The sequence below is a fragment of the Marinobacter alexandrii genome (genome assembly GCF_005871205.1).
Taxonomy (GTDB): domain Bacteria; phylum Pseudomonadota; class Gammaproteobacteria; order Pseudomonadales; family Oleiphilaceae; genus Marinobacter; species Marinobacter alexandrii.
This window is the reverse complement of the sequence record NZ_SWKM01000013.1, coordinates 22,867-49,142: the sequence shown is the minus strand read 5'-3', so window position 1 is coordinate 49,142 and position 26,276 is coordinate 22,867. Positions and strand designations below refer to the sequence as shown.

General features: G+C 58.0%; 24 protein-coding genes and 1 tRNA gene. 7 read left to right on the top strand and 18 right to left on the bottom strand.

Translation table 11 applies throughout. The annotated features are described in order from the left end of the window. Window positions 1-11: 11 nt before the first annotated feature. Window positions 12-1,343, top strand: coding sequence for a wax ester/triacylglycerol synthase family O-acyltransferase (locus FCS96_RS11215; protein ID WP_171040766.1), 1,332 nt, complete (start codon window positions 12-14; stop codon window positions 1,341-1,343). Further along, complete coding sequence (locus tag FCS96_RS11210) at window positions 1,340-2,683, top strand: wax ester/triacylglycerol synthase family O-acyltransferase (protein ID WP_138440476.1); 1,344 nt, start codon at window positions 1,340-1,342, stop codon at window positions 2,681-2,683. The genes FCS96_RS11215 and FCS96_RS11210 overlap by 4 nt, the downstream gene beginning before the upstream one ends. 20 nt (window positions 2,684-2,703) lie before the next feature. Here the strand turns inward: FCS96_RS11210 and FCS96_RS11205 are convergent, their stop codons facing one another. The 6 genes from FCS96_RS11205 to FCS96_RS11180 form a co-directional block, all read right to left on the bottom strand. Next, a complete protein-coding gene (locus tag FCS96_RS11205; protein WP_138440475.1) occupies window positions 2,704-3,675 on the bottom strand; it encodes a HupE/UreJ family protein in 972 nt (323 codons plus the stop codon). After that, complete coding sequence (locus tag FCS96_RS11200) at window positions 3,656-4,522, bottom strand: peptidyl-prolyl cis-trans isomerase (protein ID WP_138440474.1); 867 nt, start codon at window positions 4,520-4,522, stop codon at window positions 3,656-3,658. The genes FCS96_RS11205 and FCS96_RS11200 overlap by 20 nt, the downstream gene beginning before the upstream one ends. 21 nt (window positions 4,523-4,543) lie before the next feature. Further along, window positions 4,544-6,349, bottom strand: coding sequence for a DUF3604 domain-containing protein (locus FCS96_RS11195; protein ID WP_138440473.1), 1,806 nt, complete (start codon window positions 6,347-6,349; stop codon window positions 4,544-4,546). A 194-nt stretch (window positions 6,350-6,543) separates the two neighbouring features. Further along, the gene (locus tag FCS96_RS11190; protein ID WP_138440472.1) at window positions 6,544-7,002 is read right to left on the bottom strand and encodes a GFA family protein; all 459 of its coding nucleotides are present in this window, start codon (window positions 7,000-7,002) and stop codon (window positions 6,544-6,546) included. A 107-nt stretch (window positions 7,003-7,109) separates the two neighbouring features. Beyond that, complete coding sequence (locus FCS96_RS11185) at window positions 7,110-7,703, bottom strand: hypothetical protein (RefSeq protein WP_138440471.1); 594 nt, start codon at window positions 7,701-7,703, stop codon at window positions 7,110-7,112. A gap of 294 nt (window positions 7,704-7,997) precedes the next feature. Next, a tRNA-Arg gene (locus FCS96_RS11180) sits at window positions 7,998-8,074 on the bottom strand. Between the two features lie 86 nt (window positions 8,075-8,160). Here FCS96_RS11180 and FCS96_RS11175 point away from each other — a divergent pair. Together FCS96_RS11175 and FCS96_RS11170 are read left to right on the top strand one after the other, a co-directional pair. Beyond that, window positions 8,161-8,862 (top strand): TIGR04283 family arsenosugar biosynthesis glycosyltransferase, encoded by a 702-nt coding sequence (locus FCS96_RS11175; RefSeq protein WP_138440470.1) that lies wholly within the window; start codon window positions 8,161-8,163, stop codon window positions 8,860-8,862. Next, window positions 8,855-9,493 (top strand): TIGR04282 family arsenosugar biosynthesis glycosyltransferase, encoded by a 639-nt coding sequence (locus tag FCS96_RS11170; protein ID WP_138440469.1) that lies wholly within the window; start codon window positions 8,855-8,857, stop codon window positions 9,491-9,493. Before FCS96_RS11175 ends, FCS96_RS11170 begins: the two co-directional genes overlap by 8 nt. Window position 9,494: 1 nt before the next feature. Here FCS96_RS11170 and FCS96_RS11165 read toward each other — a convergent pair whose 3' ends face one another. Continuing rightward, window positions 9,495-12,347 (bottom strand): insulinase family protein, encoded by a 2,853-nt coding sequence (locus FCS96_RS11165; RefSeq protein WP_138440468.1) that lies wholly within the window; start codon window positions 12,345-12,347, stop codon window positions 9,495-9,497. A 35-nt stretch (window positions 12,348-12,382) separates the two neighbouring features. After that, entirely contained in the window at window positions 12,383-12,682 is a 300-nt protein-coding gene (locus tag FCS96_RS11160) for a hypothetical protein (protein WP_138440467.1), read from the bottom strand. Window positions 12,683-13,067: 385 nt separating this feature from the next. On the opposite strand from FCS96_RS11160, the gene FCS96_RS11155 reads away from it, so the two are divergent. Continuing rightward, entirely contained in the window at window positions 13,068-15,053 is a 1,986-nt protein-coding gene (locus tag FCS96_RS11155; protein ID WP_138440466.1) for an SDR family oxidoreductase, read from the top strand. Window positions 15,054-15,104: 51 nt separating this feature from the next. Here FCS96_RS11155 and rnt read toward each other — a convergent pair whose 3' ends face one another. Beyond that, on the bottom strand, window positions 15,105-15,758 hold the full coding sequence (gene rnt / locus FCS96_RS11150; RefSeq protein WP_138440465.1) for a ribonuclease T: 654 nt from the start codon (window positions 15,756-15,758) through the stop codon (window positions 15,105-15,107). A gap of 41 nt (window positions 15,759-15,799) precedes the next feature. Beyond that, complete coding sequence (gene pyrC / locus FCS96_RS11145) at window positions 15,800-16,831, bottom strand: dihydroorotase (protein ID WP_138440464.1); 1,032 nt, start codon at window positions 16,829-16,831, stop codon at window positions 15,800-15,802. Between the two features lie 165 nt (window positions 16,832-16,996). Between pyrC and FCS96_RS11140 the strand changes: the two genes are divergently transcribed. Next, a complete protein-coding gene (locus tag FCS96_RS11140; protein WP_138440463.1) occupies window positions 16,997-17,920 on the top strand; it encodes a flagellar protein MotY in 924 nt (307 codons plus the stop codon). Here FCS96_RS11140 and FCS96_RS11135 read toward each other — a convergent pair. Further along, a complete protein-coding gene (locus FCS96_RS11135) occupies window positions 17,917-18,843 on the bottom strand; it encodes a histone deacetylase family protein (protein ID WP_138440462.1) in 927 nt (308 codons plus the stop codon). The two genes, FCS96_RS11140 and FCS96_RS11135, sit on opposite strands and share 4 nt — an antisense overlap. A gap of 210 nt (window positions 18,844-19,053) precedes the next feature. Here FCS96_RS11135 and FCS96_RS11130 point away from each other — a divergent pair, with 210 nt between their 5' ends. Next, on the top strand, window positions 19,054-21,798 hold the full coding sequence (locus FCS96_RS11130; protein ID WP_138440461.1) for a bifunctional acetate--CoA ligase family protein/GNAT family N-acetyltransferase: 2,745 nt from the start codon (window positions 19,054-19,056) through the stop codon (window positions 21,796-21,798). 21 nt (window positions 21,799-21,819) lie between these two features. Here FCS96_RS11130 and rdgC read toward each other — a convergent pair whose 3' ends face one another. The 7 genes from rdgC to ubiG all read right to left on the bottom strand — a co-directional run bounded on the left by rdgC (window position 21,820) and on the right by ubiG (window position 26,270). Next, a complete protein-coding gene (gene rdgC / locus FCS96_RS11125) occupies window positions 21,820-22,746 on the bottom strand; it encodes a recombination-associated protein RdgC (protein WP_138440460.1) in 927 nt (308 codons plus the stop codon). A gap of 104 nt (window positions 22,747-22,850) precedes the next feature. Next, window positions 22,851-23,051: a DUF2788 domain-containing protein gene (locus FCS96_RS11120; protein ID WP_138440459.1), complete on the bottom strand. Its 201-nt coding sequence runs from the start codon at window positions 23,049-23,051 to the stop codon at window positions 22,851-22,853. A gap of 25 nt (window positions 23,052-23,076) precedes the next feature. Next, window positions 23,077-23,847 carry a peroxide stress protein YaaA gene (yaaA, locus tag FCS96_RS11115; RefSeq protein ID WP_138440458.1) on the bottom strand — a complete coding sequence of 257 codons (771 nt, stop codon included), beginning with the start codon at window positions 23,845-23,847 and terminating at the stop codon, window positions 23,077-23,079. Between the two features lie 12 nt (window positions 23,848-23,859). Further along, window positions 23,860-24,093: a glutaredoxin family protein gene (locus tag FCS96_RS11110; protein ID WP_138440457.1), complete on the bottom strand. Its 234-nt coding sequence runs from the start codon at window positions 24,091-24,093 to the stop codon at window positions 23,860-23,862. After that, the gene (locus FCS96_RS11105; RefSeq protein ID WP_138440456.1) at window positions 24,093-24,842 is read right to left on the bottom strand and encodes a YciK family oxidoreductase; all 750 of its coding nucleotides are present in this window, start codon (window positions 24,840-24,842) and stop codon (window positions 24,093-24,095) included. Before FCS96_RS11105 ends, FCS96_RS11110 begins: the two co-directional genes overlap by 1 nt. A 56-nt stretch (window positions 24,843-24,898) precedes the next feature. Beyond that, window positions 24,899-25,564 carry a phosphoglycolate phosphatase gene (gph, locus tag FCS96_RS11100; protein WP_138440455.1) on the bottom strand — a complete coding sequence of 222 codons (666 nt, stop codon included), beginning with the start codon at window positions 25,562-25,564 and terminating at the stop codon, window positions 24,899-24,901. Next, window positions 25,554-26,270: a bifunctional 2-polyprenyl-6-hydroxyphenol methylase/3-demethylubiquinol 3-O-methyltransferase UbiG gene (gene ubiG, locus FCS96_RS11095; RefSeq protein WP_138440454.1), complete on the bottom strand. Its 717-nt coding sequence runs from the start codon at window positions 26,268-26,270 to the stop codon at window positions 25,554-25,556. Before ubiG ends, gph begins: the two co-directional genes overlap by 11 nt. Between the last annotated feature and the right edge of the window lie 6 nt (window positions 26,271-26,276).

Genomic DNA, 26,276 nt, shown 5'->3' with positions numbered 1-26,276 from the left:
GGCTTTCCCCCATGGACTCAGCGTTTATTCAGCTTGAGACCCCCCGAACCCCAATGCACGTGGCGGCGCTAATGGTGTTTGAAGCACCAGAAGAAGGGGTCGCCAGTTTCGTGAAAAAACTCATGGAGGATGGCCGCAAAGAAACCCGGATTACGTCGCCCTGGAACAAGGTGCTGGTATCCGGTTCCCGCTGGCAGTTGGCGCCTTCACTGGTGACCTCTTACGATCCGGACCTGGAATACCATCTGCGACACCTGTCGCTGCCAGCGCCCGGCGGTGAAAAGGAGTTGGGGCAACTGGTCGCCCGGCTGCACAGCCAGCCTATGGATCTTCGGAAACTGCTCTGGGAATGCGTGGTGATTGATGGTCTGGAACATGATCGGTTTGCTGTCTACGTAAAATTTCATCATTCCATTGTCGATGGCGTCAGTGGCGCTTCACTGCTTATGAACGGGCTGTCTGACCATAAGGATGATTTGACCACGCCGCCGTTTTGGGTTCACGCCGCTCCCGAAAAACCCCTGAGCCTGAAGCCGCTCAAACTGCCGTCGTTCAACGAGGTGGCGGGCACCGCCAGAAATGTGCTGAAGATGTTCGGCCAGAATGATGCCTTGACCACTTTGCGGTCCGCGCCCCACAGCCCGCTGAACGGTCGCATTGGCCCACAGCGTCGGTTTGCGACCCAGGCTATCTCTTTGAATCGCTTGAAGACCGTTGCCCGCCAGGAAAGCGTCACCCTCAACGATGTGGTGGCCTGCCTGGTCGGTGGCAGCCTGCGGCGCTACCTGCAGGACATTACCGCCCTGCCGAGGGAAAGCCTGACAGCCGCTATTCCCATGTCGCTGAGGGAAGAGGGGGATATCAGCAGTGGCAACGCCGTAGGCATGATCTATAGCATCGTCGGCACCAACATCGCCGACCCAGTGGTCAGGCTCCGGGAGATCCATGCCTCCACCAGCCACGCCAAGAAACACGTTCAGGAGGTGCCACCGCAGATGCGTGTGCCATATTCCCTGGCCAGCATGGCACCTGCCATTCTGAAAATGCTCTCGGGTCTGGGCGGCACTGGTCGGCCCATGTTCAATACGGTGGTGTCTAACGTGCCCGGCGGGCGCAAGGACAAGTATCTGCGAGGTGCCCGCCTGCTGCATCTCTACCCTGCCAATATTGTGTTCCAGGGGATGGCCGTCAGTTTTACCTGTTACAGCCACGCGGGCGTACTGAACGTGGGTATCACGGCCTGCCGGGATTCTGTACCCCATATGCAGCGGCTTGCCACTGGCCTGACCGATGCACTGGTTGAGCTGGAAGAAGGTCTTGGCATCACCGGAGGTGACTTATGACCCTGAGAAAAATGTCTTTATTGGATGCTGCATCACTGCGCTTGGAGGGGCGGGATATGCCCATGCACGTGGCAGGATTGATGGTATTTGAGTACCCCAAGGGTCTGAACGTTATCCAGCGGGCATCCTTTGTCACTGAGCTAGTGGAACGCTGGCGTCGGGAAACCCGCGTGTTTTACCCCTGGAACCAGATGCTGACCCGTCCCAGCCGCTGGCAGCTGAGCCCGGCAACGTGCACGGTGTATGACCTGGACCTGGAATACCATCTGCGGCAATGGGCGCTGCCGGAGCCGGGCGGTGAGGTAGAGTTGGGGCAGATGATCGCGTGGATTCACGGCCTGCCCATGGACTTGCGAAAACCGCTCTGGGAATGCCATTTCATCGAGGGGCTTGCTGATAACCGCTTTGCGCTTTACGTGAAACTGCACCATGCGCTGGTGGACGGCGTCAGCGCCAGTCGGTTGCTGGTCGACGGGCTGTCCACGACTGGCGATGAGCACACGCCGCCGCATTGGACCAGGTATCGGCCTGAAAACGATGCTGAACCGGATTCACTGTCCATGCCCGCGTTCGGCGATATCAAGGCCGCCTTGGGTGCGGCGCTGCGGTTGCGCAAAAAAGACCCGGAGCTGACTACCTTTGCGTCCACCCCAGCTTCCGTCATCAACGGGCCAATCGGCGCGCAGAGACGAGTTGCCACCCAGCACTTCGAACTGTCGCGGCTGAAAGCCGTTGCCAAAGCGGCGGATGCCACTTTAAACGATGTGGTGATGACGTTGGCGGGAGGCGCGCTGAGGGATTACCTGATCAGTATGAACGCATTGCCGGACCAGTCCCTGACCGCCGCGCTCCCTGTGTCCACCCGAAAACCAGGCGACCATCGGGTGGGTAATCAGGTGAGTATGATTTTCGGGGCTCTGGGTACCAATGTTGCGGACCCCCATGAGCGCCTTGCCCAGGTAAAAACATCTACCCAGGCCGCAAAAGCGTTTCTGCACAGCCTGCCGGAAAACGCCACCATTCCATACTCACTGATGGCCACAGGGCCATTTATGTCCTCAGTCATTATGGGGCGGGCAGGGCAGGGGCGGCCGGCATTTAACACTGTTATTTCCAATGTCCCCGGGCAGAGAGAAGACCGGTATCTGGATGGAGCTCGGCTTCTCCATGTCTATCCGGTCAGCTTGATCATGCCTGGCGTGCCGTTGAACTTTACCTGCTCCAGCCACGGCGAGTACCTGAACTTTGGCATTGTTGCCTGCCGGGACCGCGTGACCAAGGTCCAGCGAATTGCTGTTGGCCTACGGCACGCGCTTGAAGCGCTGGAAGAGCGCCCTTAAGGTGCGCTCGTCTGGCGCTTTCAGAATCCAGAAACCCGCTCCAGGGTCCAGAAGGCAGCTAGACTGCCCGCGCCATAAACCATCAGCGTTTGAGCACCAGCCAGAGGGAAGGTTTCAATTCGCCTCAATAATGCAAAAATTGCCATGACTGCACTGACAAACAGGATCTGACCGATCTCCACACCAATGTTGAAGTACAACAGCGCGGCGCCAAGATCGTTTTTGGGCAGGCCTATATCTTGGAGCACGGACGCAAATCCGAAACCATGAATCAGCCCGAAAAGTGTCGAAACCGCTACCGGGAAGCGCCAGGCGAGGGTGTCACGCCGGTTGCGAACAATCTCAACCGCCAGAAAAAGAATGCTCAGAGCAATCACGGCCTCGACTGGCGCAATGGGCAGACGGACATAGCCCAGGGTTGTCAGAACCAGAGTCAGTGAGTGCGCCACGGTAAACCCTGAGATGGTGACCAGCGTTCGCTTGAAGGTTCCGGCAATCCAGATCAGGCAGACCAGGAACAGCAGATGGTCCCAGCCGATCAGTATGTGTTCGATACCCAGCATGCTGTATTCACTGGCAACGGCAAGCGTGCCTCTCTCGGTTGGCACTTGCCAGCTGGTTTCATCCGGGCCCAACAGCTTCTGATAGCTTTCGCCGGATTCCAGCGTGGCCCGAATCAGGGTACTGATCGATGGGTTGTGCTGGGGCCAGCCAATCCGAAGGGTTTGCCCGCTCAAGTTGGTGGCGCAGTGCAGCCGGATCAGCGTACCCATGGGCTGGTGTTGGCAGGTGTCTGGCAGCATCAGGTAAGGGCGGTTGCTGGCGTCGATTGTGGGCGGAACCTGAAGTTTCACTGTGTAGAGGCGTTCAGCCGCTGGTTCACTGTCCAGCGTGTCGATCTGCACATAAAGCGGCCGCGCATCATGAGCCAACAGTATTCCGGGCATGAGCAGCAGCGACGCCAACAGGGTTCTAAAGGCGAGTTTCAACATCGTACTGCTCCACAATCTGCTGAATGGCCACTTCCTGTGTTTGCTGCTGCTTGCGGCGCAGGAAATCGCTTTCTACCCGAGAACGGATTTCTGCAAGCGCTGGCACACGGCCGTGGCGGTACTCGCGAATCTTGATCAGGTGAAGGCCGTGCTCCGAGGCTATCGGCCCCTGCCAGCGAACGTTGTCAGTCTCGAGTTCGGAAAGCGAATTCCCGAAATCCTCGCCAAAGTGGCTGGCGATGAAGCCCGGTGTTCTCTCCACGTAATTGCGGTGGTACAGGAAGCGGTCGCCAAAACGGGTAGCTTCGGCGAATCCCACATTGTCGGCGTTCAGTCGCTGTAACAAAGCCGTGGCGCGCTGCGCTGAGTGCTGACCATCGGATTTGAGGAACACATGGGTGAAGCTGTAGGACGGCGCTTCGTAGTAGTCATCCCGATGCCGATCAAAGTAGGTTTCTACCTCCGAATCGCTCACCTGGCTGGTTTGTTCGGCAACGCCTTGCGCAATAAATTCGAGCTTTTGCACCGAACGGCGGCGAACAATGTAGTCGTTTTCCATCATGCCCATGGCCTTGGCTTCACGGAAAAGCGCTTCTTCGCGCACGTAGTCTTTAACCAGCGCATCGCGCTCTTGCTGAGGCATCTCAGTGAGTCGCTTGCGAGCCTGGGCGGGTTCGAAGGCTTTGGAGCGATACTGGATAAACGTCAACAGCGCGTTGCGGTCCACCACAATGGTGTTCTCATCCAGGCGTTCATCCGGCGAGCCTGCCAGGTAATAGACGGCAAATAACGCGGCGCCAACCAACGTAAAGTGAACCAGCGGATCTTTGATCAGTCGTTTCAACATGACTTGGGCCTCCTCACCCGATCAGGGGGTGTACCAAATGGGGGATGAGTAGGCACGTTCCTGGATGACCGTTCGATAGCTGGCGGCTTGTCTGGGTTTGCCCAGCGCCAGGGCATCCAGAGTTGAATGGCGTGCGGTCGGGATCTGCAGAACCCGCACATAGTAGAAGGCTCGTTGGCTGGTATCGAATTCCGGATCGGTCCAGACGGTCACCAGTTCGGCATCGCCAATGGTATTGGTGTAACGGCCGGTTTTCAGGTCGACGGTGTTGCCAACGGGCTTGGTCTCGTTTCCAAGATCTTCGCGACTGTCGGACAGGGCCACGTTGAACACTCGTTCGTGACTCTTGCCGTCGTCATCCAGCCAGCCTTTGACGACCTGTACCCGGTCCAGATTCGCTCCCTGAGGGTCTTTTACAGCGTGAATGAGGAATTTCGGAGCTTTTCCCTCCGGAGCTTGCAGAAGGTCGCCGCCCATCGGGACGCCTTTGTTGTAACCCACTTCTGCCAGATCATTGCGTTTGAGGTCATCGGCGTTGAAATCGAACCCGCCGAACAGTCGCACCTGCATCCGTGGACCCGTGGTGGCGTAGACTTCCTTGCGCTTGAAGGCGGCAAACAGTGACTCGCGGGTGTTTTCCTCTGCCCAGACAGCCACCATGCCAGCGGCGGACATGTCCCAGCCAGTGGCGCCTGGCGTGGTTTCCTGGGACTTGTTTTCTGGAATGGAGTCCACGCCGAACTTGCCCCAGAAATTGGGCTCGCTCGCGGTGCTCAGGCCGGTGTGGGAGTCGGTGGATCCGATCATGCCGAATTTGTACGGGTTGGCACCGGTACGCTCTTCAATCTCCAGACCACGTTTGAGTGCACTGCGGGCGTAATTGCTCCGCTGATCTACCTCTTCTTTATCATTAGCTGCACCGAAGCTCATCACATGGGCATAAGTTTCGAAATCGGCGAACGAGTCGTTGGGAGACAGGTCCGGATGGGCTTCAGAGTCGCCTTTCACCTGGGTGACCTCAGCGACGGGCTCCCAGCGCATGCGGGTCCGTGCGTAATCGGCACTGATCGGGTGGCCCTGGCTGTCCACGGCGTTGAACATCAGGCCCTTGCTGATATTGGAGTTGTGGGGGATGGCAACAAAGTCTGCACCTGTATTTGAGGAGGTCTGATCCAGCCAGCTCCACAAATCCTCGGGCTTATTGCTCTCGGCGGATGAATAAGGCAGGAACTGCTTGGCGACATCGCCACCCTTGTTGGTAAACACAACCCGGTGGAGGTTTGCTCCATTCGGCAGCGAGGACCATTCCCAGCCGATAAAGGTGGTGAACTCGCCGGGCTCATAGTTGTTTTCTGCGGCATCCACGATCTTGTTCCAGACCGGTTCGCGGATGCTGTCCGTCAGCAGATCCTGGAGAGGCTTTCCGCGTACCAGCGCACCCGCGATGTCATAGTAAACTGATTTTGGGCTTTTATTGTTCCAGAGATCGATAAGACGCTGGCCGTTATCGGTGTCATCCAGCAGCGCACTTTCATCGCGCACCAACTGCATCAGGCCCATGTATTCGGCATGGTCCGCAACCACCAGAAAGTCCAACGGCCTCTGAAGTTGCACACGTACGCGGTTGTACGGGTGAATGACCGGTTGTCCCTTGGCAAAACGATAGGCCGTTTCCGGGTCAGCGGATTCGTTCCCCATGGCGAAGGCATCGCCAGAATACGAGGTGTGCAGGTGCGTGTCGCCCCAGAACACCTGGGTTGGGCTCGCCTGTGCGGCGAATGGAGACAATACGGCGATGGCAAGAAGGCTTAAGGCAGGCTTATACATAGAGTGAGATCCCGATACGCGCCAGAAAAGGCTGGTTGCTGTAGTTCACAACAACATAGCCGACGAATAGGTTTGGAGCTTGCCAGAGGATGACAACTTTTTAGCTTAAGGCGACAGCCTATGAATAGGGCAGATAACTCGGGTGCATAAAACGGACTACAGTAGCGCGATTCAGCGCTTCCAATGGGGAAAGATCATTTTCTACCCCAAAACCCCGACACCATGACATCAACCAACTCCTTGGGAGGCCTTTCTGGAGTTTGGGTGATTCCTGTGGGGATCTGCACATCATCCGCTTTTTGACTTGTCCAGATATGCGCCTGGGGCTTGAATGTAAAGGGCGACAGTCGGTCCGCCATTACGGCCCAAGCACCATTGAGAGCAGTCACCCGCACGTATAACGGTGTTTTACAAACTGCACACGAATAGTACGTTTTGTCAGACCCCGTGCTGCCTTTTACTGTCGTTGCGTCGACTTTCCCATCAGCGCTGCATGCATCGGATTTAAAGAACGCCGCCTCAACATACGGCATGCCAGAAAGATTTCTACAATCACTGCAGTGACAGACCAACTGCACAACGGGCACATCTGTGATTCGCAGCTTGAGTGCGCCACATTGGCAATGGGCCGACGTCGTTGTTGTTTCAGTCATACTCTGCTCTCTGGCATAGGTTGTTCGTGGGTAGCTCGGTTGTTTAACGCCTTGGGTAAGTCGCCGGGACGGAGCGGAGCGTATTTCCGGTCGGCTTCACCCACTGGTTAAGTTTTGTCTGCGGCTGCCACAAACAGATCGTAATACTTCTGAGCCTCTTCCTCTGGTCCCAACGCAACATCTATGAGCATTTGGAGACTCCAGACTGGCCCGGGAATCACCTGATCCTTATCTAAATCGTCTGGATAAGATTCCGGATCTATTGCCATTTCAAAATGCTCGAACCACCAGATTTCGATCTTCCGTAACAGCTCCACCATTTCGTCGAATGCTTCAGCAACGTTGAAATCAACTCCATTGGAAGCGAAAGAAAGCATCTCGTGTGTAAGCGTGTTGCGACACGTTTTGATGTGTTCAAACTTCCCCATGTCCTCATCATTGATGACGTCCATGTCCTGCAGCCACTTCAATGACGCGTAGACGGGGCTTCTATTCAGGGAAAGAACCTTTTCTTTGTATTCTGGGCTGACAATCGGTCCATTATGGTCAAAACCATTCGTAAAGAAGCTTTCGATCTTTTCAACAATGCTGCTCTTCAGTATTTCGAAAGCCATTGAGAATATTGAGGCTGTGATGATGTTGGTTTTGAGAGTTTCTGGGTGAAGAGTCCGTTCCCAGGATGCTCGTACTTTTTCGTCCATGACCGATCTCGATGAAAACTTAACAGTGATTAGACCGAACTCTCAGCAATCGCAAAAATCTGACCGCTTCATTATTCCGCAAAAAAGTAGAGCCCACTTTGGCCAACCTTAATTTAAAACAAAACCTTAGCCCACCTGCCAACGTCGCGCCACGTATTCGCCTGACATCTATGATAGTCCGACAGAGCGGGCGGAAGGCTGCAGAGGCGTGACAAGCAAATGAAAGCAAAAAGCCATGCGCTAGTTGCTGATAGGCTGGGGGAGTTTGGGAAACTAGTTTGGCAAGACAGAAACTGGTACCCCCGGCAGGACTCGAACCTGCTACCTTCCCCTTAGGAGGGGGACGCTCTATCCAGATGAGCTACGGGGGCAATTTGTCAGGAAGGGCGGTATGATAGCGGGCTGAGGCGGGTGGCTCAAGGTGTAGCCCTGATTCCTAGGTATTCCGGAGTAAACGTTGCCTGATCAGTTTTTCTTAAGTGTGGTAGTGCCGGTGTGGAACGAAGCAGCCGGCATTCAGAATACTCTCGAAGCGCTGGCGCCGCTCAGACGTGCCGGCCACGAAATCCTTGTGGTGGATGCCGGCAGTGACGATGGCACTGCTGCACTGGCCCGGCCTTTGTGCGATCGGGTTGTGGACGCTGACAAGGGGCGGGCCGCCCAGATGAATGCTGGTGTGGCCGTTGCCCGCGGCAACCTTTTGCTGTTCCTGCATGCCGATACCCGCCTTCCTTCCGATGCCCTGCAGCGCCTTCAGGCCTTCATGGCGAGCGGCAATGCCTGGGGCCGATTCGATGTGCGCCTGAGCGGGCAACGACCACTGTTCCGGGTGATAGCCTGGTTCATGAACACCCGGTCCCGGCTGACGGGAATCTGCACCGGCGATCAGGCTATGTTCGTTCGTCGAGACGTGTTTGAGGCTCTGGGTGGTTTCCAGCCGCTGCCATTGATGGAAGATGTCGAGTTTTCCCGGCGTTTGTGTCTGGTATCCCGTCCGGTTTGTGTTCGGTCGCCAGTGATCACCGACAGCCGGCGCTGGGAAAAACTGGGGCCGTGGCGTACGATTTTTCTGATGTGGCGGTTACGCTGGCGTTACTGGCGCGGCGAGTCGCCGGAATCCCTGGCCCAGGCCTACAACTCGGATGTCCGCAATGGCTGATACCAACTGCTCGAGCGCAGTGTTAATGCAATTCGCGAAATGGCCGGAAGAAGGCCGTGTAAAGACCCGATTAATGCCGGCTCTCGGAGCCGGTGGCGCCCTTCGCGCCCACGTCACCCTGACCCTCGCGGTTCTCGACAACCTCTGCGCCACCGGCTATCCGGTGCAGTTCTGGTGGGATCGCGAGATTGAACGGGTACCCTATGAAGCCGATGTTATCGTGCACAACCTCGAATGTGCGGGCCTGGAACAGAGAATCCAGCAAGGTGGAACTCTGGGCGACCGAATGCTGGCGGCGCTGACGTCCTCGCTGGAGGCGCATTCCCGGGCCGTGGTCATTGGCAGCGATTGTCCCTCGGTGGATCCCCAATACGTGCGTCAGGCGCTGGATAAGTTGACCGAGTTTGATGTGGTGTTGGGTCCGTCGAACGACGGCGGCTATGTCCTGATTGGCGCGAGCCGCGTGGTACCCGGCATGTTGGATGATATCGAGTGGGGCAGTGAGCAGGTTCTGGCGCAAACCCAGGCCCGGCTTGAAAAGTTGGGGCTCCGCGTCAGTTTGCTGGAGCCCCGTTGGGATGTCGACGAGCCCGAGGATTGGGCCCGCTTCCAGCGCCTGATCGACGCCTGATTCAGCTCGCTGGCACCGGCGGCCGGGCCATCAAACGGGTCAGGCTGCCGTCGGCATTGGCGTTTTCCTGGCCGGTGACCACCCGCAAGGCGCGTTCCCGTTCAATAATTGCCTGCTTGAACGTCTCCACCAACTCCGCTTTGGTGACGGATTTAATGGCGTTGGCCAGTTTCTCCCGAGAGTCAAAGCTGTCGGCGTTGCGGTCGATCTCGCGCCAGTATCGGCTGGAAATATCGCCGAGTTGACGGTCACGCTCCAGCAATTTGCTGATCACTGCCTGCTTCTCCCGATTCAGGCTGGCTTCATCCAGGCCAGCGATAGTCGCCTCGAACTCGTCGGCAAACTCCCGCACGGCCTGATCAATCTGCCCTGGGCTCGCACCTGGGGACTGCACCACAAAACCCAGTGCAGGCGTTTCCAGCATCTCGAAGGGCGTGGCGTAGACGATGTAGCCCAGTTGCCGGTTGGTGCGAAGTTCCTCGTAGAACGGACTGCTGACGATTTGCGCCAGAAGACGGAAACGGGCGCGCGCCTCAAAGCCGGTATTGTCGCCTTGCATGTACAAGCTGTAGCCGGTGTCCGGATGATCCACGTCCAGGGTGACCTGGGTTTCCTTTGGCGGCAGTTGACGCACACGGCTCCGGTCGACGGTGGCTATGGCGCTGTCATCAAGTACCAGCGCCCGAACCTGCTGTGCCAGGTTGAGGGCGTAGGCGTGGGTGAGGTTGCCATGGGCCAGCATTACCGGGTCCACCTCGGCCAGCAGGGCCTCTGAAAACGACTTCAGTTCATCCAGGGTAACCTCGCGAGCCGCTGCCAACTTGTCTTCTGTGCTCCAGGCACCCTCAATAAGAGCTGTCTGGATGAACTCGGAGGTCTGTTCCACCGGGCGATTCTTGGCCTTGTTCTCCAGGCTGTCCACCAGGTTTTGACGAGCAATGTTGAACCGTTGGCGGGTCAGGGTTGGCTCAGCCAGCTGCATCAGGATGCGGTTCATCAGGGTGTGGAGTTTGTCGCTGTAACCGCCGACACGCACGGTTACGCCACGCAGGTGTGGGTATACGCTGTAGTCCAAGCCGGCGAGACGAGCCGAGTAGGCCCAGGCGTTAAGGTTGGTGTTCACCGCATCGACCAGCAATTGTGTTAGCACGGCGCTGCGTGCTGAGGCCCGCGCCGCCGGGGTCCGCAGGCTGAGAAAGACGTTGGCCTTAGGTGTATCGAACCGGGTGTCCCGGGCAAACCAGATTTCCAAACCATCGCGGCTGGCCAGTTGGGTTGGTTGGTTCATGCTCGGGCCGGGAACCATGCCGAGTTCTTCAGGTACAAAGGGGTTGGGCTGGGGCAGGCGAAGCAGGGCGGCCAATTCCGGTAACGCATTGCGTTGCAGGTGCTCTGGTTCCAGCGCCTGCTGCTGCCATTCGGCGCCGTACCAGGGAGTCTGCTGCGGGTTTTCAAAGGCCGGTTCCGGATCCAGCACAAATACCATCAGGTTGTCGGGGGTAAGGCGATCAAGAATGGCTGAGTATTGCTCGGGTGCGTAGCGCTCCAGCAACCAGGGCGCACTGAGAACGTCTTTCGCCGGGTACTGTTGCAACTGCCGGGACAGGGCCATGACCTCATGGATGGGATCGCTTTGTTCCCGGAAACGAAAATCGATCCGGGCCAGTTGCTGCATTTCCTGGAAGCGCTGCTCGCTGATGCCATTGGCTCGAATCTGGTCGATGTACTTGAATACCAGGGGAAGAATGTCGTCATGACGGCGCAACCCCTCCGGTGTCAGCGTCATGCTGATCTCAAGAGTGGCACTCTCGCCGGTATCCATACCCAACCCGGCGGACAGGCTTTCCACCAGTCCCGCGCGCTTGAGCACTTCAAACAGACTGCCCGGGCCTTCGTGGCCCAACAAGTTGGCGATGTAGCTGGCCGGTTTGGTGCGATAATTTGCTTCCTGCGAGGGGATGGGGAACGACAGGGTCAGGCTCCGCACATCCTTGATGGCATCAACGGTGACTTTCGCAGGAAGTTTGTCAGCCTGGAAGAAGTCGGCTGGGTGTGATTTCTGCGTGAGCCGACGGTTTTCGATGGCATTGAAGCGATTGCGCACCATCTGCTCCAGCTCATCCAGCGCCTGTGGGCCATACACTGCCAAGGTCATGAGATTGGCCGAGTAGCTGTCTTTCCAGAACTGAATCAGGTCGGGCCTGAGCGGGTTTTCCTCGGTGTTCTCCAGCGTGCTGAGATTGCCCACCGCAAACTGGTTAAAGGCATGGTCCGGATTGCTCGCAGCCTTTTTGACCGAGTAGAAGCGACGACCGTCTTCCTTCTGCTTGGAACTGAACTCCGAATGCACTGCGTTGCGCTCCCGGTCGACCAGTTCAGCGGTGAACAGAGGGGCCGCAAACTGCTCGGCAAACCGGTCTAGCGCGGGCTCCAGAAACTGGGCCTCGACGTCGAAGAAATAATTGGTGTCCTGGAAAGCGGTGAAGGCATTGTGACTGCCGCCGTGGCTCTTGATGAACTGCTGATATTCGCCGGGCTCCGGGTACTTTTCGGTGCCCAAGAACAGCATGTGCTCGAGGAAATGGGCAAGTCCTTCACGATCGGCCGGGTCGTCGCCGCTGCCCACGGCAACATTCAACGAAGCCGCCGCCTTGTCGGCGTCCTCATCCGAGACCAACACTGCACGCAGGCCGTTATCCAGCTCCAGGATGCGATAGTCATTATCGTCGCTTGGGCTCTTGGTGGGCGATTCGGCGGCAACGGCCAGGGCACTGCTGAAGAGCAGGGCGATAAAAGCCAGGGTGCCGGCGAAATGGAGGCGCGCGATTGCTGTACGAAGGGTGCCAGTGCTCATAGGACCTCGGTTGTTGATTGCGAGTTCGGATGCGCTCAGTGCATCAGAGCGTTGCGAGTAGTCTCGGGCTGCTGATCAAGCGTTTTTCGTGCCAGGTCTGCAGCCGAGTCGGCATCAAGCTGGCCTGAAGCTATACGTTCCAATACGGTGGCCATGATGGCAACGGATTGCCGGTACTCGGAAAACTCAGCCTGGAATGCGGAATCAATGGCTTGGTACACCGCTTGAATTTTTTCTTCGCGGCTACCGGAATGTTCGGCAGTATCGTTGATGGCCTTGAGGCAGGCGCGGGCGATGGTGATGTAGCGTTCTGCGTTCGGATCGTCTTTGTGCATGGTGGTTTCCGCAAGTGCTGGATTGGAGCTTGTGTTGATGACGCCAGGTGGCGCAATAAGTTCCTGATTATGTCATTGCTCGCGGGGTGTTTCATTGCTTTCCGGTAATCGAACGCGAGGGCGTGCAGCGATCGGTTGATGTGCTAATCTCAGAACCGTTGTGTCGGCATTGCAGACAGGCGCCCCGAGTGGCTTTCTGTCTAAAGTTAGAGTAATGGCTCTAATAAAAACAACAGGTTACAGAGTAAAAGCTCTAAAAAAGTTCGATACATGAGGGTTGCAGTTAAGTACAATGCCGCCATTCCCGGCAAGTCTTACGACTAAAGTCTAATAGGGTGCCGGCATGGATAGACAATAAACAGGCAACAACCAGGGTGGAGAATTGATGAACTATTTCCTGACCGGTGGCACCGGATTCATTGGACGTTTTCTCGTTGAAAAGCTGTTGGCACGGGGGGGTACGGTCCACGTACTCGTGCGCGAGCAGTCACTCGGCAAGCTTGAGCAGTTGAGGGAGCGCTGGGGTGCAGACGAGTCGCAGGTGAAGGCCGTTATTGGCGACCTTACCAGTAAGAACCTTGGTATCGACGCCAAGGCCATGAAAGCGCTGGAAGGCAACATTGATCATTTCTTCCACCTGGCTGCCGTGTACGACATGGGTGCAGACGAGGAAGCTCAACAGGCAACCAATATCGAAGGCACTCGCGCCGCGGTGAATGCTGCCGAAGCCATGGGCGCCAAGCACTTCCATCACGTGTCCTCCATTGCCGCCGCCGGCATGTTCAAGGGCACCTTCCGCGAAGACATGTTTGAAGAAGCGGAGAAGCTGGATCATCCCTACTTGCTTACCAAGCATGAGTCCGAAAAATTGGTGCGCGAGGAGTGCAAAGTTCCGTTCCGCATCTACCGTCCGGGGATGGTCATTGGTCACTCCAAGACCGGTGAAATGGACAAGGTTGATGGTCCCTATTATTTCTTCAAGATGATCCAGAAGATCCGTCACGCGCTGCCTCAGTGGGTTCCCACTATTGGTATCGAAGGCGGCCGACTGAATATTGTGCCGGTGGACTTCGTGGTTAACGCCATGGACCACATCGCCCACCTGGATGACGAAGATGGAAAGTGCTTCCACCTGGTGGATTCCGATCCGTACAAGGTTGGCGAAATTCTCAATATTTTCTCGGAAGCCGGTCACGCGCCCAAAATGGGCATGCGCATCGACTCCCGCATGTTCGGATTCATCCCGCCGTTTATCCGTCAGAGTCTGAAGAATCTGCCGCCGGTGAAGCGACTGACCAGCGCATTGCTGGATGACATGGGCATCCCGCCTTCCGTCATGTCCTTCATCAACTACCCGACCCGTTTCGACGCCCGTGAAACCGAGCGGGTGCTGAAGGATACGGGTATTGAAGTGCCGCGGCTGACCGATTATTCCGCAGTGATCTGGGATTACTGGGAACGCAATCTGGATCCTGACCTGTTCAAGGATCGCACCCTGCGCGGAACGGTTGAAGGGCGTGTGTGCGTTGTTACCGGCGCGACTTCCGGTATCGGTCTTGCCACCGCGCAGAAGCTGGCGGACGCAGGTGCCATTCTGGTTATCGGTGCCCGTAAGCCGGAGCGCCTGAAGGAAGTGGCCAAGGAACTGGAATCCCGTGGCGCCAGTGTGCATGCCTACCAGTGTGACTTCTCTGAGATGGAAGACGCCGACCGTTTCGTGAAGACCGTTCTGGACAACCACGGCCATGTCGATGTTCTGGTTAACAACGCCGGCCGGTCAATCCGCCGTTCCCTGGATCTGGCTTTCGACCGTTTCCACGATTTCGAGCGGACCATGCAGCTGAACTACTTCGGTTCCGTGCGCCTGATCATGGGCTTCGCACCGAAGATGCTGGAGCGTCGTCGCGGACACGTGATCAACATCTCCTCCATTGGTGTGCTGACCAACGCGCCGCGTTTTTCCGCGTATGTTGCGTCTAAGTCTGCCCTGGACGCGTTCAGTCGCTGTGCCGCAGCTGAGTGGTCGGATCGCAACGTGACGTTCACCACCATCAACATGCCGCTGGTGAAAACGCCGATGATCGCGCCGACCAAGATCTACGATTCGGTGCCGACGCTGACTCCGGATGAAGCGGCCGACATGGTTGCCGAAGCGATCGTCTACCGTCCGAAGCGCATTGCCACGCGTCTGGGTATCTTTGCTCAGGTTCTGCATGCGCTGGCGCCAAAGATGGGTGAGATCGTGATGAACACCGGCTACAGGATGTTCCCGGACTCACCGGCAGCGGCGGGCAGCAGGTCTGGCCAGAAGCCGAAGGTGTCGACCGAACAGGTAGCCTTCGCGGCGATCATGCGCGGCATCTACTGGTAAGTCACTGCGCTGCAATAAAAAACCCCGCCTCGGCGGGGTTTTTTGTGACCGTTACTCCAATTCTTCCACCGGTGGCGGTGGAAACCCGCCCAGCTCTTTCCAGCGGTTGACGATGCCGCAGAACAGGTCGGCGGTTTTCTCAGCATCGTAGGCAGCGGAGTGCGCTTCCTTATTGTTAAACGGAATGCCGGCCAGCTTGCAGGCCTGGGCTAGTACCGTGTGGCCATAAGCGAGACCGGCCAAAGTGGCGGTGTCGAACGTCGAGAATGGGTGGAACGGATTGCGCTTGATGTCCGAGCGCATGGCAGCGGCAAACACGAAATTGTGATCGAAGGTAGCGTTGTGGCCCACCAGCACTGCCCGCTTGCAGTCGAAGGCTTTGACCGCCTTGCGAATGGGCGTAAAAATTTCGCTCAGGCCTTCCCGCTCCGGGACGGCTTCCCGCTCCGGATTCCAGGGATCGATACCGGTAAAATCCAGGGCCGACTGTTCCAGATTGGCGCCTTCAAACGGATCGATCTGCTGTACATGGGTCTCACCACGCACCAGGTAGCCGTCTTCGTCCATGGTCAGCAGCACGGCGGCCACCTCGAGGAGGGCATCCCGTTCCGGGTTGAAACCTGCGGTTTCCACGTCAACAACCACGGGTAAAAAGCCGCGAAAGCGGCGGGACATCGGATGCGGTTCTTTGTTTTCGTCAGTCACTCAAACTCCGGTCGTGCCAGGTGATAATAAGTCAGGGTGTTTTACGCCAGGCGCCAGTGAACGGTTTCACCCGCCTTCAGTGGCACGATGTGGCCGTTGGCCAGCGGTAGCTGGCTCGGCATGGTCCAGGACTCGCGCACCAGGGTAACGGTGTCGCTGTTGCGCGGTAAGCCGTAGAAGTCTGCGCCGTTGAAGCTGGCGAAGGCCTCCAGCTTGTTCAGAACGCCAAGCTCTTCGAACACGTCGGCGTACAGGCTCAGTGCGCCGTACGCCGAGTAACAGCCAGCGCAACCGCATGCGGCTTCCTTGCGGTCCTTGGCGTGGGGGGCTGAATCGGTGCCCAGGAAGAAACGCTTGTCGCCGGTCGCGACGGCATCGCGCAGGGCCTGTTGGTGGCGGTTGCGTTTAAGAATCGGCAGGCAGTACAGGTGCGGACGGATGCCACCCACCAGCATGTGGTTGCGGTTGTACATCAGGTGCTGGGGGGTGAGGGTCGCGGCCAGGTTGTCGCCCTCGTGTTGCTGCACAAACTCCGCGGAATCGGCGGTGGTGATGTGCTCCAGAACCACCTTCAGGTTGGGGAAGGCTTCCATGGTTGGGGCCAGGACCCGATCCAGGAACACCTTTTCGCGGTCGAAAATGTCGATGTCTGCGTCGGTGACCTCGCCGTGAACCAGCAGCAACATGCCACACTCGGCCATGGCATCCAGTACCGGGTAGATGTTTCGAATATCCTTCACGCCCGAGGCTGAATTGGTGGTTGCACCGGCCGGGTAGAGTTTTGCCGCCACCACACCGGCCGCTTTAGCCTCGCGGATAGTCTCTGGCGTGGTTCCCTCAGTCAGGTACAGTGTCATCAGGGGCTGGAATTCGGTGCCCTTGGCGGCCGCCAGGATCCGGTCCCGATACGCCATCGCGTCAGACGCCGTGACGACCGGCGGTACCAGGTTTGGCATGATGATGGCCCGCCCGAAGCAGGCGGCGGTGGCCGGCACAACATCGGCGAGAATGTCGCCGTCGCGAACGTGCAGGTGCCAGTCGTCGGGTCGGGTGAGGGTGATCTGATCGGTCATGGGCGGTTTCCGCGGTTCTGTCTGTGGGCCATGGCCCTGATAAAATTTTGCGGATTATAACAGAAGGGGCGTGTGTTTGTTTTTGTATCCGGCGCTAAAGTCGGCGTGGCCGGCGCCGTTAAACAGGCTATATGCTGAAATACCCAAGAGCGTCGGTGATCCGTTATGGCATCCAGCTTTTCAAAATCAATCCCGAGCCTGCTCGGCGCGCTGGCGCTCGGGGTGTCGGTCTCTGTTGACGCCGCCAGCTACGGTGCCGGTATCGAGAACAGCCAGTGGTATCTGTCGGAGTCGGTATTCGAATGCGCCCTGGTGCATGAAGTTCCGGGGTATGGCAAGGCAGTTTTCCGCCATCGGGCAGGGGAACAACTGACCTTTTTCCTCGAATCAACATCCCCGCTGATGCGGCCGGGCCGAGGCACCCTTGTGGTGGAAGCACCGGCCTGGCGGCCAGGTGTTGCGCCCAGGCCAGTGGGCAAAGTCACGGTGTCGGACAGCAATCGTCCGGTGCTGCTGGATACCCGCAGGGCTATGGTGCTGGTGCAGGGCCTGCTCCAGGGTATGCGCCCCACGGTCAGCCGGGAGTCCTGGTTCGATGGCCGCCTGGTACGCGTGCAGGTATCTAACGTCAATTTCTCCGGGCAGTTTCAGAACTACCAAGCCTGCACCGCCAATCTACTGCCGGTAAACTACGATCAGATCCGCCGCTCCCGCATTCCGTTTGCCAGTGGCAGCGCCAGTCTGTCCGACGGCGATCGTGTGGTGCTGGACAACGTTGTCACTTTTGTATTGGCCGACTCCAGCGTAGAGCGGGTCTTCGTCGATGGTCACAGCGACCGTCTGGGCAGCCGGATTAACAACCGGGCGCTTTCTGAAGAACGCGCCAACGTGGTAGCGGACTACCTGAAAGCCCGGGGCGTCTCCGAGGACCTGATTACAGTGCGTGCCCATGGCGACCAGTATCCGGTCTCCCGCCGGCCGGCAGACAACCGCCGGACCAACATCCGGCTGCAACGGGAGGGCGAGCGTCCGGAGCTACAGCAGGCCAACGGCTATGGTGGTGATCCCGCCGAGGATGGTCCGGGCTAATTGACCGAATTCAGCACCTGAACATGAGCTGCGACGCTCTCGGCCAGGGCTTTGAGGTGATAACCGCCCTCCAGGGAGGAAATGATCCGGTCATTGGCGTGGTCTCGGGCCACGCCGACAATCATCTCCGTCAACCAGCGATAGTCTTCCACTTCCAGGTTCAGCTCCGCCAGGGGATCCAGCGCGTGGCCATCGAAGCCGGCTGAGATCAGGATCAGCTGGGGATCGAAGTCCCGCAATCTCTGCATCCAGGCATTCTCGATAGTCTTGCGGTATTCGATGGCAGCGCAGCCGGCAGCTATGGGGGTGTTGATGATGTTGCTGGCCTGTCTGTGCACGTGGGAGTGCGGGTAGAACGGGTGCTGGAAGCTTGAGCACATGAGAATACGCTCATCGCCACCGACAATGTCCACCGTGCCATTGCCCTGGTGCACATCGAAATCTATGATGGCGACCCGTTCCAGCTGGTGAAAAGTCAGGGCCCGCATCGCGGCCAAGGCGATGTTGTTGTAGAAACAGAATCCCATGGATTTTGCACGCTCGGCATGATGCCCAGGTGGTCTCGCACAGACAAAGGCGTTGGTGACCTGGCCACTCATGACCATGTCCACGGCCTGTACGTTGGCACCAGCCGACAGGCGAGCGGCGCGCAGGGTATCCGGCATCAGTGCGGTATCGGGGTCGGTAAACACCCGGCCACGGGTCGGCTGCATCAGGTCAAGTTGGTGCAGATACTGTTCAGGATGTACGGTTAGCAGCTGATCACGGGTGATTTCCTCCGGCCGGACCCAATCAAGGTTTTGGTCCAGTCCGGTTTCTGAGAGGTAACTGAGAATGGCTGAAATCCGCTCCGGGCATTCCGGATGTCCCGGGCCCATGTTGTGCTTCAAACAGTCGTCGTGGGAAAAAAATGCCGTGGTCATACGTGCCTGAATGCCCTGAATCTGCTTTTGTTTTCACCAATGTTATCAGGGAACAACCGATACTGCCGTGTTTCTTTGGTCTTAAAGCGTGGGCTAGCCGTTTCACATCCATCAATCAGCGCCTAAGATAAGAAGTGCCGTCATAACTTACCTGATTTCTGAGAGTTACCACCCGCGGGGCCATGCGCCTGACGCCCAAGGAGAGCCTGTTTGAGTACCCGATACCTCGAGAGTCTGTTTAATCCTGCCTCCATCGTAGTGATTGGTGCGTCCGAGCGGTCGAACAGTCTTGGTGGCATGGTGCTCCGGAACCTGATGGGCGGCGGCTACCCCGGCAAGCTGCTGGTGGTTAACCAGAACGATTATGACAACGTGCACGGTGTGCCCTGCGTCAAAAAAGTCGCCAAGATGGACTTTTCGCCGGAGCTGGCGATTATCTGTACACCGCCGGACACCGTCGCCAAAACCATCAAACGGTTGGGCGAAGCGGGCGTGCGTACGGCCATCGTGATGACCGGGGGGATGTCGCGGACCCACAGTAAGACCGGGCAGCCGCTGATGTATTCGGTACGCGAAGCTGCGCGGGAGACCGGCATTCGTGTGCTGGGGCCAAACACCATCGGGCTGATGGTGCCGGCCCGGAGTCTGAACGCGACCTACGCGCACATGGGCGCCATTCCGGGGAAAGTGGCGTTTGTTGGCCAGTCCGGCACCATCGCCAGCTCCGTGATTGACTGGGCATTTGCCCGGGGGGTGGGCTTTTCCTATTTCCTTACCCTCGGTGATGGCATGGACATCGACCACGATGACCTGATTGATTACCTGGCCCAAGACACCCAGACCCGGGCCATCCTGCTGCACATCGAGAATATCCCAAATCCGCGTCGGTTCATGTCGGCGGTCCGGGTTGCGTCCCGGACCAAGCCTGTGATTGCCGTTAAGTCCGGCCGTGTACCGGAGTCGGAATGGTTTGCCCATCAGTTGCCGGCCGGCTTGCACCGCAGCGATCCGATTTACGATGCCATGCTGCAACGAGCCGGTGTCTTGCGTGTGGACGGTCTCGGTCAGATGTTCGATGCCCTGGAAACGCTGACCCGGATGCGGCCTCTGCGCCGCGAAACCCTGGCTATCATGGCCAATGGTGTGGGGCCGGGGGTGTTGGCGGTTGACCGGCTTGCGGACCTGGGCGGCGAACTGGCCCAGCTATCGGATCACAGCATTGACGCGCTGGCGGAAATGCTGCCACCTTACTGGACCCGCCGAAACCCTATCGACCTCAACTACGATGCTTCACCGGAACTGTACGCCAACGCCATCAAGGTGCTGGCCAAGGACCCGGAAGTGGCCAACGTTCTGGTGATGTACGCGCCTAGCCTGACCGAAGACAGCTTGCAGATCGCTGATGCAGTGGTCCAGGCGGCCAAGGGTACGCGCTTGAATGTGTTTACCTGCTGGCTGGGCCAGAGCACGGTGATGGATGCCCGGGATGAGTTCTACCAGGCCGGGGTGCCGTCGTTCTTCAGCCCGGAAAAGGCGGTCATGGCCTTTATGCAGCATGTTCGGCACCAGCGGGTTCAGCGATTGCTGACTGAAACCCCGGAGTCGTTCACCGATCATTACGCCGATCGCAGTCATACCCGGCGAGTGGTGCTCAAGGCTTTGCGCGCCGGTCGTAGCCATCTGTCCAACCAGGAAGCGCGGGAGCTGACCGCGGACTACGGCATCAACACCATCGACACCATGTACTGCGACGACATGGAAGAGGTGCTCGAGGCCTTCGCGGTCGAGCGCCGGCCGGTGGATATCACCATCATTCACGAGCAGGCCTGTCAGCCGTTCGTCAAGCTCAGCCCCAGCCAGCGTCGCTACAAGGGCACCATGCAGAAGCTGAACGGCGAGCCAGCCATCATCGACGCTTGCCGCTATCTGATGGAGGAATACCGGCTGCATTTCCCTGATAGCGGGTTCCTGGGATTTGCCGTCCAGTATTCATATCAGCACGTCGGTGGCGTCGAATTCAGCGTCGGCATAACCCGGGATTCGCTGTTTGGTCCATTGGTGGTGTGCGGGGCTTCGGGTGCCGAGATCAATGTAACAACGGATCGCCAGATCGCTTTGCCACCGCTGAATATGGTGCTGGCGCGCGAACTGCTGCGCCGGACCTACATGTATAAGCTGCTGAACGAGAACAGCCTGCAGCCAGACGAAGACGTTCGGGCAGTGTCCGAAACACTGGTGACCCTGTCACAGATTGTGATTGATATCCCCGAAATTCAGGGCCTGGAAATATCGCCATTACTGTTTAATGAGCAGGGCGCCGTTGCCGTCAACATCGCTATCAGTGTCTGCGACCAACCGAGCCAGCCGATTATCCAGGCTTATCCCCGGGAGCTGGAAGAGTGGGTTGTGCTGCCAAAATCCGGGCGTCGGGTCATCATTCGCCCTGTGCTGGCTCAGGACGAGCCAGCCCACCGCGCCTTTCACGAGCTGCAGTCTCCGGAATCCATTCGTTACCGATTCTTCCAGTACCGCAAACACTTCTCGCGGGAAGATGTGGCCCAGATGGTCCAGATCGATTACGACCGCGAGATGGTGTTCATTGCCAATGCGCCCCGTGAAGATGCCGAGGGCGAGGAAACCCTGGGTACCGTGCGCACCTGGACCGACGCCGACAACCTGCAGTGCGAATTCGCGGTGATGGTGCACGACAAGATGAAAGGCGAGGGCCTGGGTATCGCGCTGATGCAGAAGATGATCGATTACTGTCGAGCCCGCGGCACGGTGGAAATGGTGGGTAATGTGCTACCGGACAACCGACCAATGCTACAACTGGCGGAGCATCTGGGCTTTGAGGTCAAGTACAACCTGGAAGAAGAAGTGATGGATCTCCGGCTGGTGTTGAACGAACCGGAGAAGGATTGGCAGCGGGAGCGGCTGGGCAAGAGCTCCCACTAGGGAAACTCCCGCCCGCAAGGCTTATTCCTCGACGATGGCCGAACGGTCTTCGCCACCCATGGCTTCCAGCAGGCCCGGAATCAGCCGGGACAGCTCCAGGGTCATCAGGGTGAAGGCGGCGTCGAATTTGGCAGCGGCATCATCGGCATCGATGTCATCCAGCTGCTCCTGCAGGGTTTCGCCAAATTTCAGGCGCTTGATGCCCAGCTCTTCGTCCAGCACGAACGACACGTTATCGTCCCAGGTGAGGGAAAGCTTGGTGACTTGCATACCAGCGTCCAGGTGACTGCGGATTTCGTCGGCCTTCAGGTCCAGCCCCTTGCAACGAACCACACCACCGTCCTCTGACGGATCCTTCAGCTCGCACTCGTTGCCCAGAACCACCTTGCCGGGAATGTCGATGCTTTCGTTCAGCCAGCCGGTAAAGGTAAACGCCGGTGCCTGTTCTACCGCTGGCGGCCGCACTGGCAGCGAACCGAGGCTCTTGCGCAGGGTTGAGGCCAGATCCTCGGCCTGCTTGGCCGAGCCGGCATCGACCACCAGAACGCCGTCTTTCGGAGCCAGGTAGGCAAAGCTGCGGCGATTCTTCGAGAACGCCTGGGGCAGCATTTCCAGCATGACCTGTTCTTTGATCTCGTCCTTTTCCTTGCGCCGAACCTTGCGGCCCTGATCAATTTCGATGGCTTCCGCCTTCTCCTCAACAGCTTCTTTCACTACCGCGCCGGGCAGGATCTTTTCTTCCTTGCGCAGGGCAATCAAGTGGTAGCCATCGGCGCTGTGAACCAGCAACTCACCGTGCTTGCCGAGCGGAGGCACCCAGCCTTGCCGGCTGGTTTCCTGGGGACCGCAGGGCTTGAAGGTGTCGGCCTGGAGTTTTTCTTCGAGCTCTTCAGCTGAGATATCAAAGGGTTTGGTAAATCGGAAAACACGGGCATTACGAAACCACATCAGGCTTGATCCTTGCGTTTAGAAGATTGGACGATTCAGAAAACGGAAAAAGGGCAGGAATGATACGGCCACCGGTCAGTGGCCGTAAAGTGACGACTCAGGCGTCAGAGGTTCATGATCTCCACCATCACGGTTTTGACCAGAAAGCCGACCACCCCGGCGCCGAGCACAGTAAAGAGTGCCAGGGTACCAAACTTACCGGCCTTGGATTTCTTGGCCAGGTCCCAGACGATGATACCCATCCAGACAATAAGCCCGGTCAGTAGCACCAGCATGGCGATTTGTGAAAAGACTGCTTCATTCATCGGATAAAAAATCCTGGTTCAATGACTAAGCTTGATCCCGCAGGAACACCCAGTTGTCGCCCTCGGACTGTTCCTCGCTGAAGTAATAGCCGTCGAGGTTAAAGCCTTTCAGGTCATCGGCTTGGGTGATCCGGTTTTCGATGGCGAAGCGGCACATCAAGCCGCGGGCTTTCTTGGCGTAGAAACTGATCATCTTGTATTGGCCGTTTTTCCAGTCCTTGAACTGGGGCGTGATCAGACGAGCAGTCAGTTCTTTCTTCTTGACGCTCTTGAAGTACTCGTTGGAGGCCAGATTCACCAGCACTCCGTCGTCAGCGGCCAGCAGGCGGTTAAGCTCATCGGTCAGAATGCTACCCCAGAAGGCATAGAGATCTTTGCCACGGCTGTTCTCGAACTTCGTGCCCATTTCCAGCCGGTAAGGTTGCATCAGATCCAGCGGCCTCAGCAGGCCATACAGCCCGGAAAGCATGCGCAGGTGTTTCTGGGCAAAGGCAAAGTCGTCCTCGCTAAAGCTCTCGGCGGCCAGCCCGGTATAGACATCGCCTTTGAAGGCGAGAGCGGCCTGGCGGGCGTTATCCAGGTTGAACGGCGTGTGCCAGTTCTGGAAGCGCTCGGCATTGAGCTGGCCCAGCTTCTCGCTGATGCTCATCAGGTTGCTGACCTGGTGAGGTTCCAGTTCCTTGAGCTGATCGATCAGCTCGCAGGCGTGATCGAGAAACTCCGGCTGGGTATGGGATTCCGTTGCCAGGGGGCTCTCGTAATCGAGGGTCTTGGCGGGAGAAATGACCATTAGCATGTCAGGCAATCCTCATTGAAGAAACGTGAGTAACTGATCCCTGGTGAATGGCCAGTCCAGTTCGGCGCCAGTGTCGTTGCGGCGCAGGACCGGTATGCGCGTTCCATAACGCTCCACCAGTTGTTCGGACTGGGCAATGTCCACCACGTCGACCGGAATCGGCGCGGGCATGGGCGTATTGACCAGCAGCGCTTCGGCCAGCTCACACAAGTGGCACTGGGTAGTGGTGTAGAACAGCAGCTCCATTATTTTGGCTGCGCATCCAGTTGTTGACCGTTAACGCCGTGGCTGTCTTTACCCATCAGGTATAGGTAAATTGGCATCAGCTCTTCCGGCGCGGGATTCTGCTGCGGGTTCTCAGCCGGATAGGCGTGTGCTCTCATGTTGGTACGGGTAGCGCCGGGGTTCAAACTGTTCACGCGCACATTGTGGCGCTCGTCATCCAGCTCATCCGCCATCAGTTGGCTCAGGCCTTCCACTGCGAACTTGGACACTGCGTAGGCACCCCAGTACGCCTTGGCTTTCCGTCCAACACCAGAGGAAGTAAAGATAACCGAGGCATCGGTGGATTTGCGCAGCAGGGGAATCATCGCGCGGCTCAACAAAAAGGGCGCGGTGGCGTTCACGTGCATCACCTTGTTCCACATTTCCGGGTCGTACAGCTCGACCGGACTGCGGTCGCCCAGGATGGCCGCATTGTGGAGAATGCCATCCAGGCGGTCGAAGTTGTCTTCCAGGGTCATCGCCAGTTCTTCGTAGTCCTTAACCGCAGCGCCCTCGAAGTTCATCGGCACAATGGCCGGCTTCGGATGGCCGGCGGCTTCGATCTCGTCGTATACCGTTTCCAGTTTGGACACAGTACGTCCGACCAGAATTACTGTGGCACCGTGGGCCGCGTAGGCCAGGGCGGCTGTCCGGCCAATGCCGCTGCCAGCCCCGGTCACCATGATGATGCGGTCTTGCAGAAGATCGGCGGGGGCGTGGTAATCGTGCATAACCTGTCTCCGTGTCAGGCAGTTGCCGGTTCGGGAACCGGGTTTAATTCTGGCGTCTATTGTAACAGCTTTGCCAGATCGCTGACGGTGTCGGCAATGATGTCGGCCTGCCACTGGTCAACGGAAGTCGGCTCTTCGATATAGCCGTAGCGCACGGCGATGGTCTTCATCCCGGCGTTGCGCCCGGCTTCGATATCTCGTTCGTGGTCGCCCACATAGATGGCCTGACCCGGCGCCACGCCGATCTGATCACAGGCAAGAAACAGCGCTTCCGGGTGTGGTTTGCGCTCGGCCACATGGTCCGGGCAGACCACCGCCGCACAGCGTTGTGCCAGGCCAAGGGCCTGAACCAGCGGCGCCGCAAAGCGCACCGGTTTGTTGGTGACAATGCCCCAGGGAATGCCGCGCTGCTCCAGCCCTAGCAGGATTGGATCCATGCCTTCGAACAGACGTGTTTCCACGGCAACACCCTCTTCATAGAGATCAAGAAAAGCGGTGTGTTTGGCGAGGTAGTCCGGGTGTTCCGGCTCCAGGCCAAAGCCAACCCGCACCATGGCACGGGCGCCGTTGGAGACAGACCTGCGAATGTGAGCGGCCGGCAGCGGTGCCAACCCGTGCTGTTCGCGCAGCTGGTTCAGGCACCGGATAAAGTCCGGGGCGGTATCGATCAACGTTCCGTCGAGATCAAACAGGACGGCTGAAGGGCTGGCGTCAGGCTTCACGGGCGTCTCGGGAATGCATCATGTAGTTGACGTCGACATCGCGGCCCAGTTTGTAAATCTTGGTGACCGGGTTGTAGGTCATACCGGTAAGCTCCAGCACTTCCAGCCCGGCGTGGCGCAGGTGATCGGACATCTCCGAGGGACGAATGAACTTCTTCCATTCATGAGTGCCCCGAGGCAGCAGGTTCAGGACATACTCCGCACCCACAATCGCGAACAGGAAGGACTTAGGGTTGCGGTTGATGGTCGACACGAACAGATGGCCGCCGGGTTTGAGCATGGCGGAGCAGGCCCGGATGACGGAAGCCGGATCGGGCACGTGCTCGAGCATTTCCAGGCAGGTAACGACATCGTACTGACCGGCGTGGTCAGCATCCTCGGCCAGCTCTTCCACAGTGATCTGCCGATAGTCGACGGTGATACCGCTTTCCAGGCCATGCAGCTTCGCCACCGACAGTGGCGCCTCGCCCATATCGATACCGGTCACATGAGCACCGCGCTGGGCCATGCCTTCGGACAGCAGACCGCCACCGCAGCCGACGTCAAGCACCCGCTTGCCCGCAAGCGGCACCCGCTCATCGATGTAGTTCAAGCGTAACGGGTTGATGTCGTGCAACGGCCGGAATTCGCTGGTGGGGTCCCACCAGCGGCTGGCCAACGCCTCAAACTTTGCAATTTCATTCCGGTCTACGTTCTGGTTTGTCATGGTCTG

Bases quoted from the DNA above. Each gene is read 5' to 3' on its own strand.
- pyrC (WP_138440464.1), bottom strand. From the start codon at position 16,831: ATGACCGATCAGATCACCCTCACCCGACCCGACGACTGGCACCTGCAC.
- FCS96_RS11210 (WP_138440476.1), top strand. From the start codon at position 1,340: ATGACCCTGAGAAAAATGTCTTTATTGGATGCTGCATCACTGCGCTTG.
- FCS96_RS11215 (WP_171040766.1), top strand. From the start codon at position 12: ATGGACTCAGCGTTTATTCAGCTTGAGACCCCCCGAACCCCAATGCAC.
- FCS96_RS11155 (WP_138440466.1), top strand. From the start codon at position 13,068: ATGAACTATTTCCTGACCGGTGGCACCGGATTCATTGGACGTTTTCTC.
- FCS96_RS11120 (WP_138440459.1), bottom strand. From the start codon at position 23,051: ATGAATGAAGCAGTCTTTTCACAAATCGCCATGCTGGTGCTACTGACC.
- FCS96_RS11195 (WP_138440473.1), bottom strand. From the start codon at position 6,349: ATGTATAAGCCTGCCTTAAGCCTTCTTGCCATCGCCGTATTGTCTCCA.
- FCS96_RS11105 (WP_138440456.1), bottom strand. From the start codon at position 24,842: ATGCACGATTACCACGCCCCCGCCGATCTTCTGCAAGACCGCATCATC.
- FCS96_RS11170 (WP_138440469.1), top strand. From the start codon at position 8,855: ATGGCTGATACCAACTGCTCGAGCGCAGTGTTAATGCAATTCGCGAAA.
- FCS96_RS11135 (WP_138440462.1), bottom strand. From the start codon at position 18,843: ATGACCACGGCATTTTTTTCCCACGACGACTGTTTGAAGCACAACATG.
- FCS96_RS11200 (WP_138440474.1), bottom strand. From the start codon at position 4,522: ATGTTGAAACGACTGATCAAAGATCCGCTGGTTCACTTTACGTTGGTT.
- yaaA (WP_138440458.1), bottom strand. From the start codon at position 23,847: ATGCTAATGGTCATTTCTCCCGCCAAGACCCTCGATTACGAGAGCCCC.
- FCS96_RS11190 (WP_138440472.1), bottom strand. From the start codon at position 7,002: ATGACTGAAACAACAACGACGTCGGCCCATTGCCAATGTGGCGCACTC.
- FCS96_RS11160 (WP_138440467.1), bottom strand. From the start codon at position 12,682: ATGCACAAAGACGATCCGAACGCAGAACGCTACATCACCATCGCCCGC.
- rdgC (WP_138440460.1), bottom strand. From the start codon at position 22,746: ATGTGGTTTCGTAATGCCCGTGTTTTCCGATTTACCAAACCCTTTGAT.
- ubiG (WP_138440454.1), bottom strand. From the start codon at position 26,270: ATGACAAACCAGAACGTAGACCGGAATGAAATTGCAAAGTTTGAGGCG.
- FCS96_RS11185 (WP_138440471.1), bottom strand. From the start codon at position 7,703: ATGGACGAAAAAGTACGAGCATCCTGGGAACGGACTCTTCACCCAGAA.
- FCS96_RS11140 (WP_138440463.1), top strand. From the start codon at position 16,997: ATGGCATCCAGCTTTTCAAAATCAATCCCGAGCCTGCTCGGCGCGCTG.
- FCS96_RS11110 (WP_138440457.1), bottom strand. From the start codon at position 24,093: ATGGAGCTGCTGTTCTACACCACTACCCAGTGCCACTTGTGTGAGCTG.
- FCS96_RS11165 (WP_138440468.1), bottom strand. From the start codon at position 12,347: ATGAGCACTGGCACCCTTCGTACAGCAATCGCGCGCCTCCATTTCGCC.
- FCS96_RS11205 (WP_138440475.1), bottom strand. From the start codon at position 3,675: ATGTTGAAACTCGCCTTTAGAACCCTGTTGGCGTCGCTGCTGCTCATG.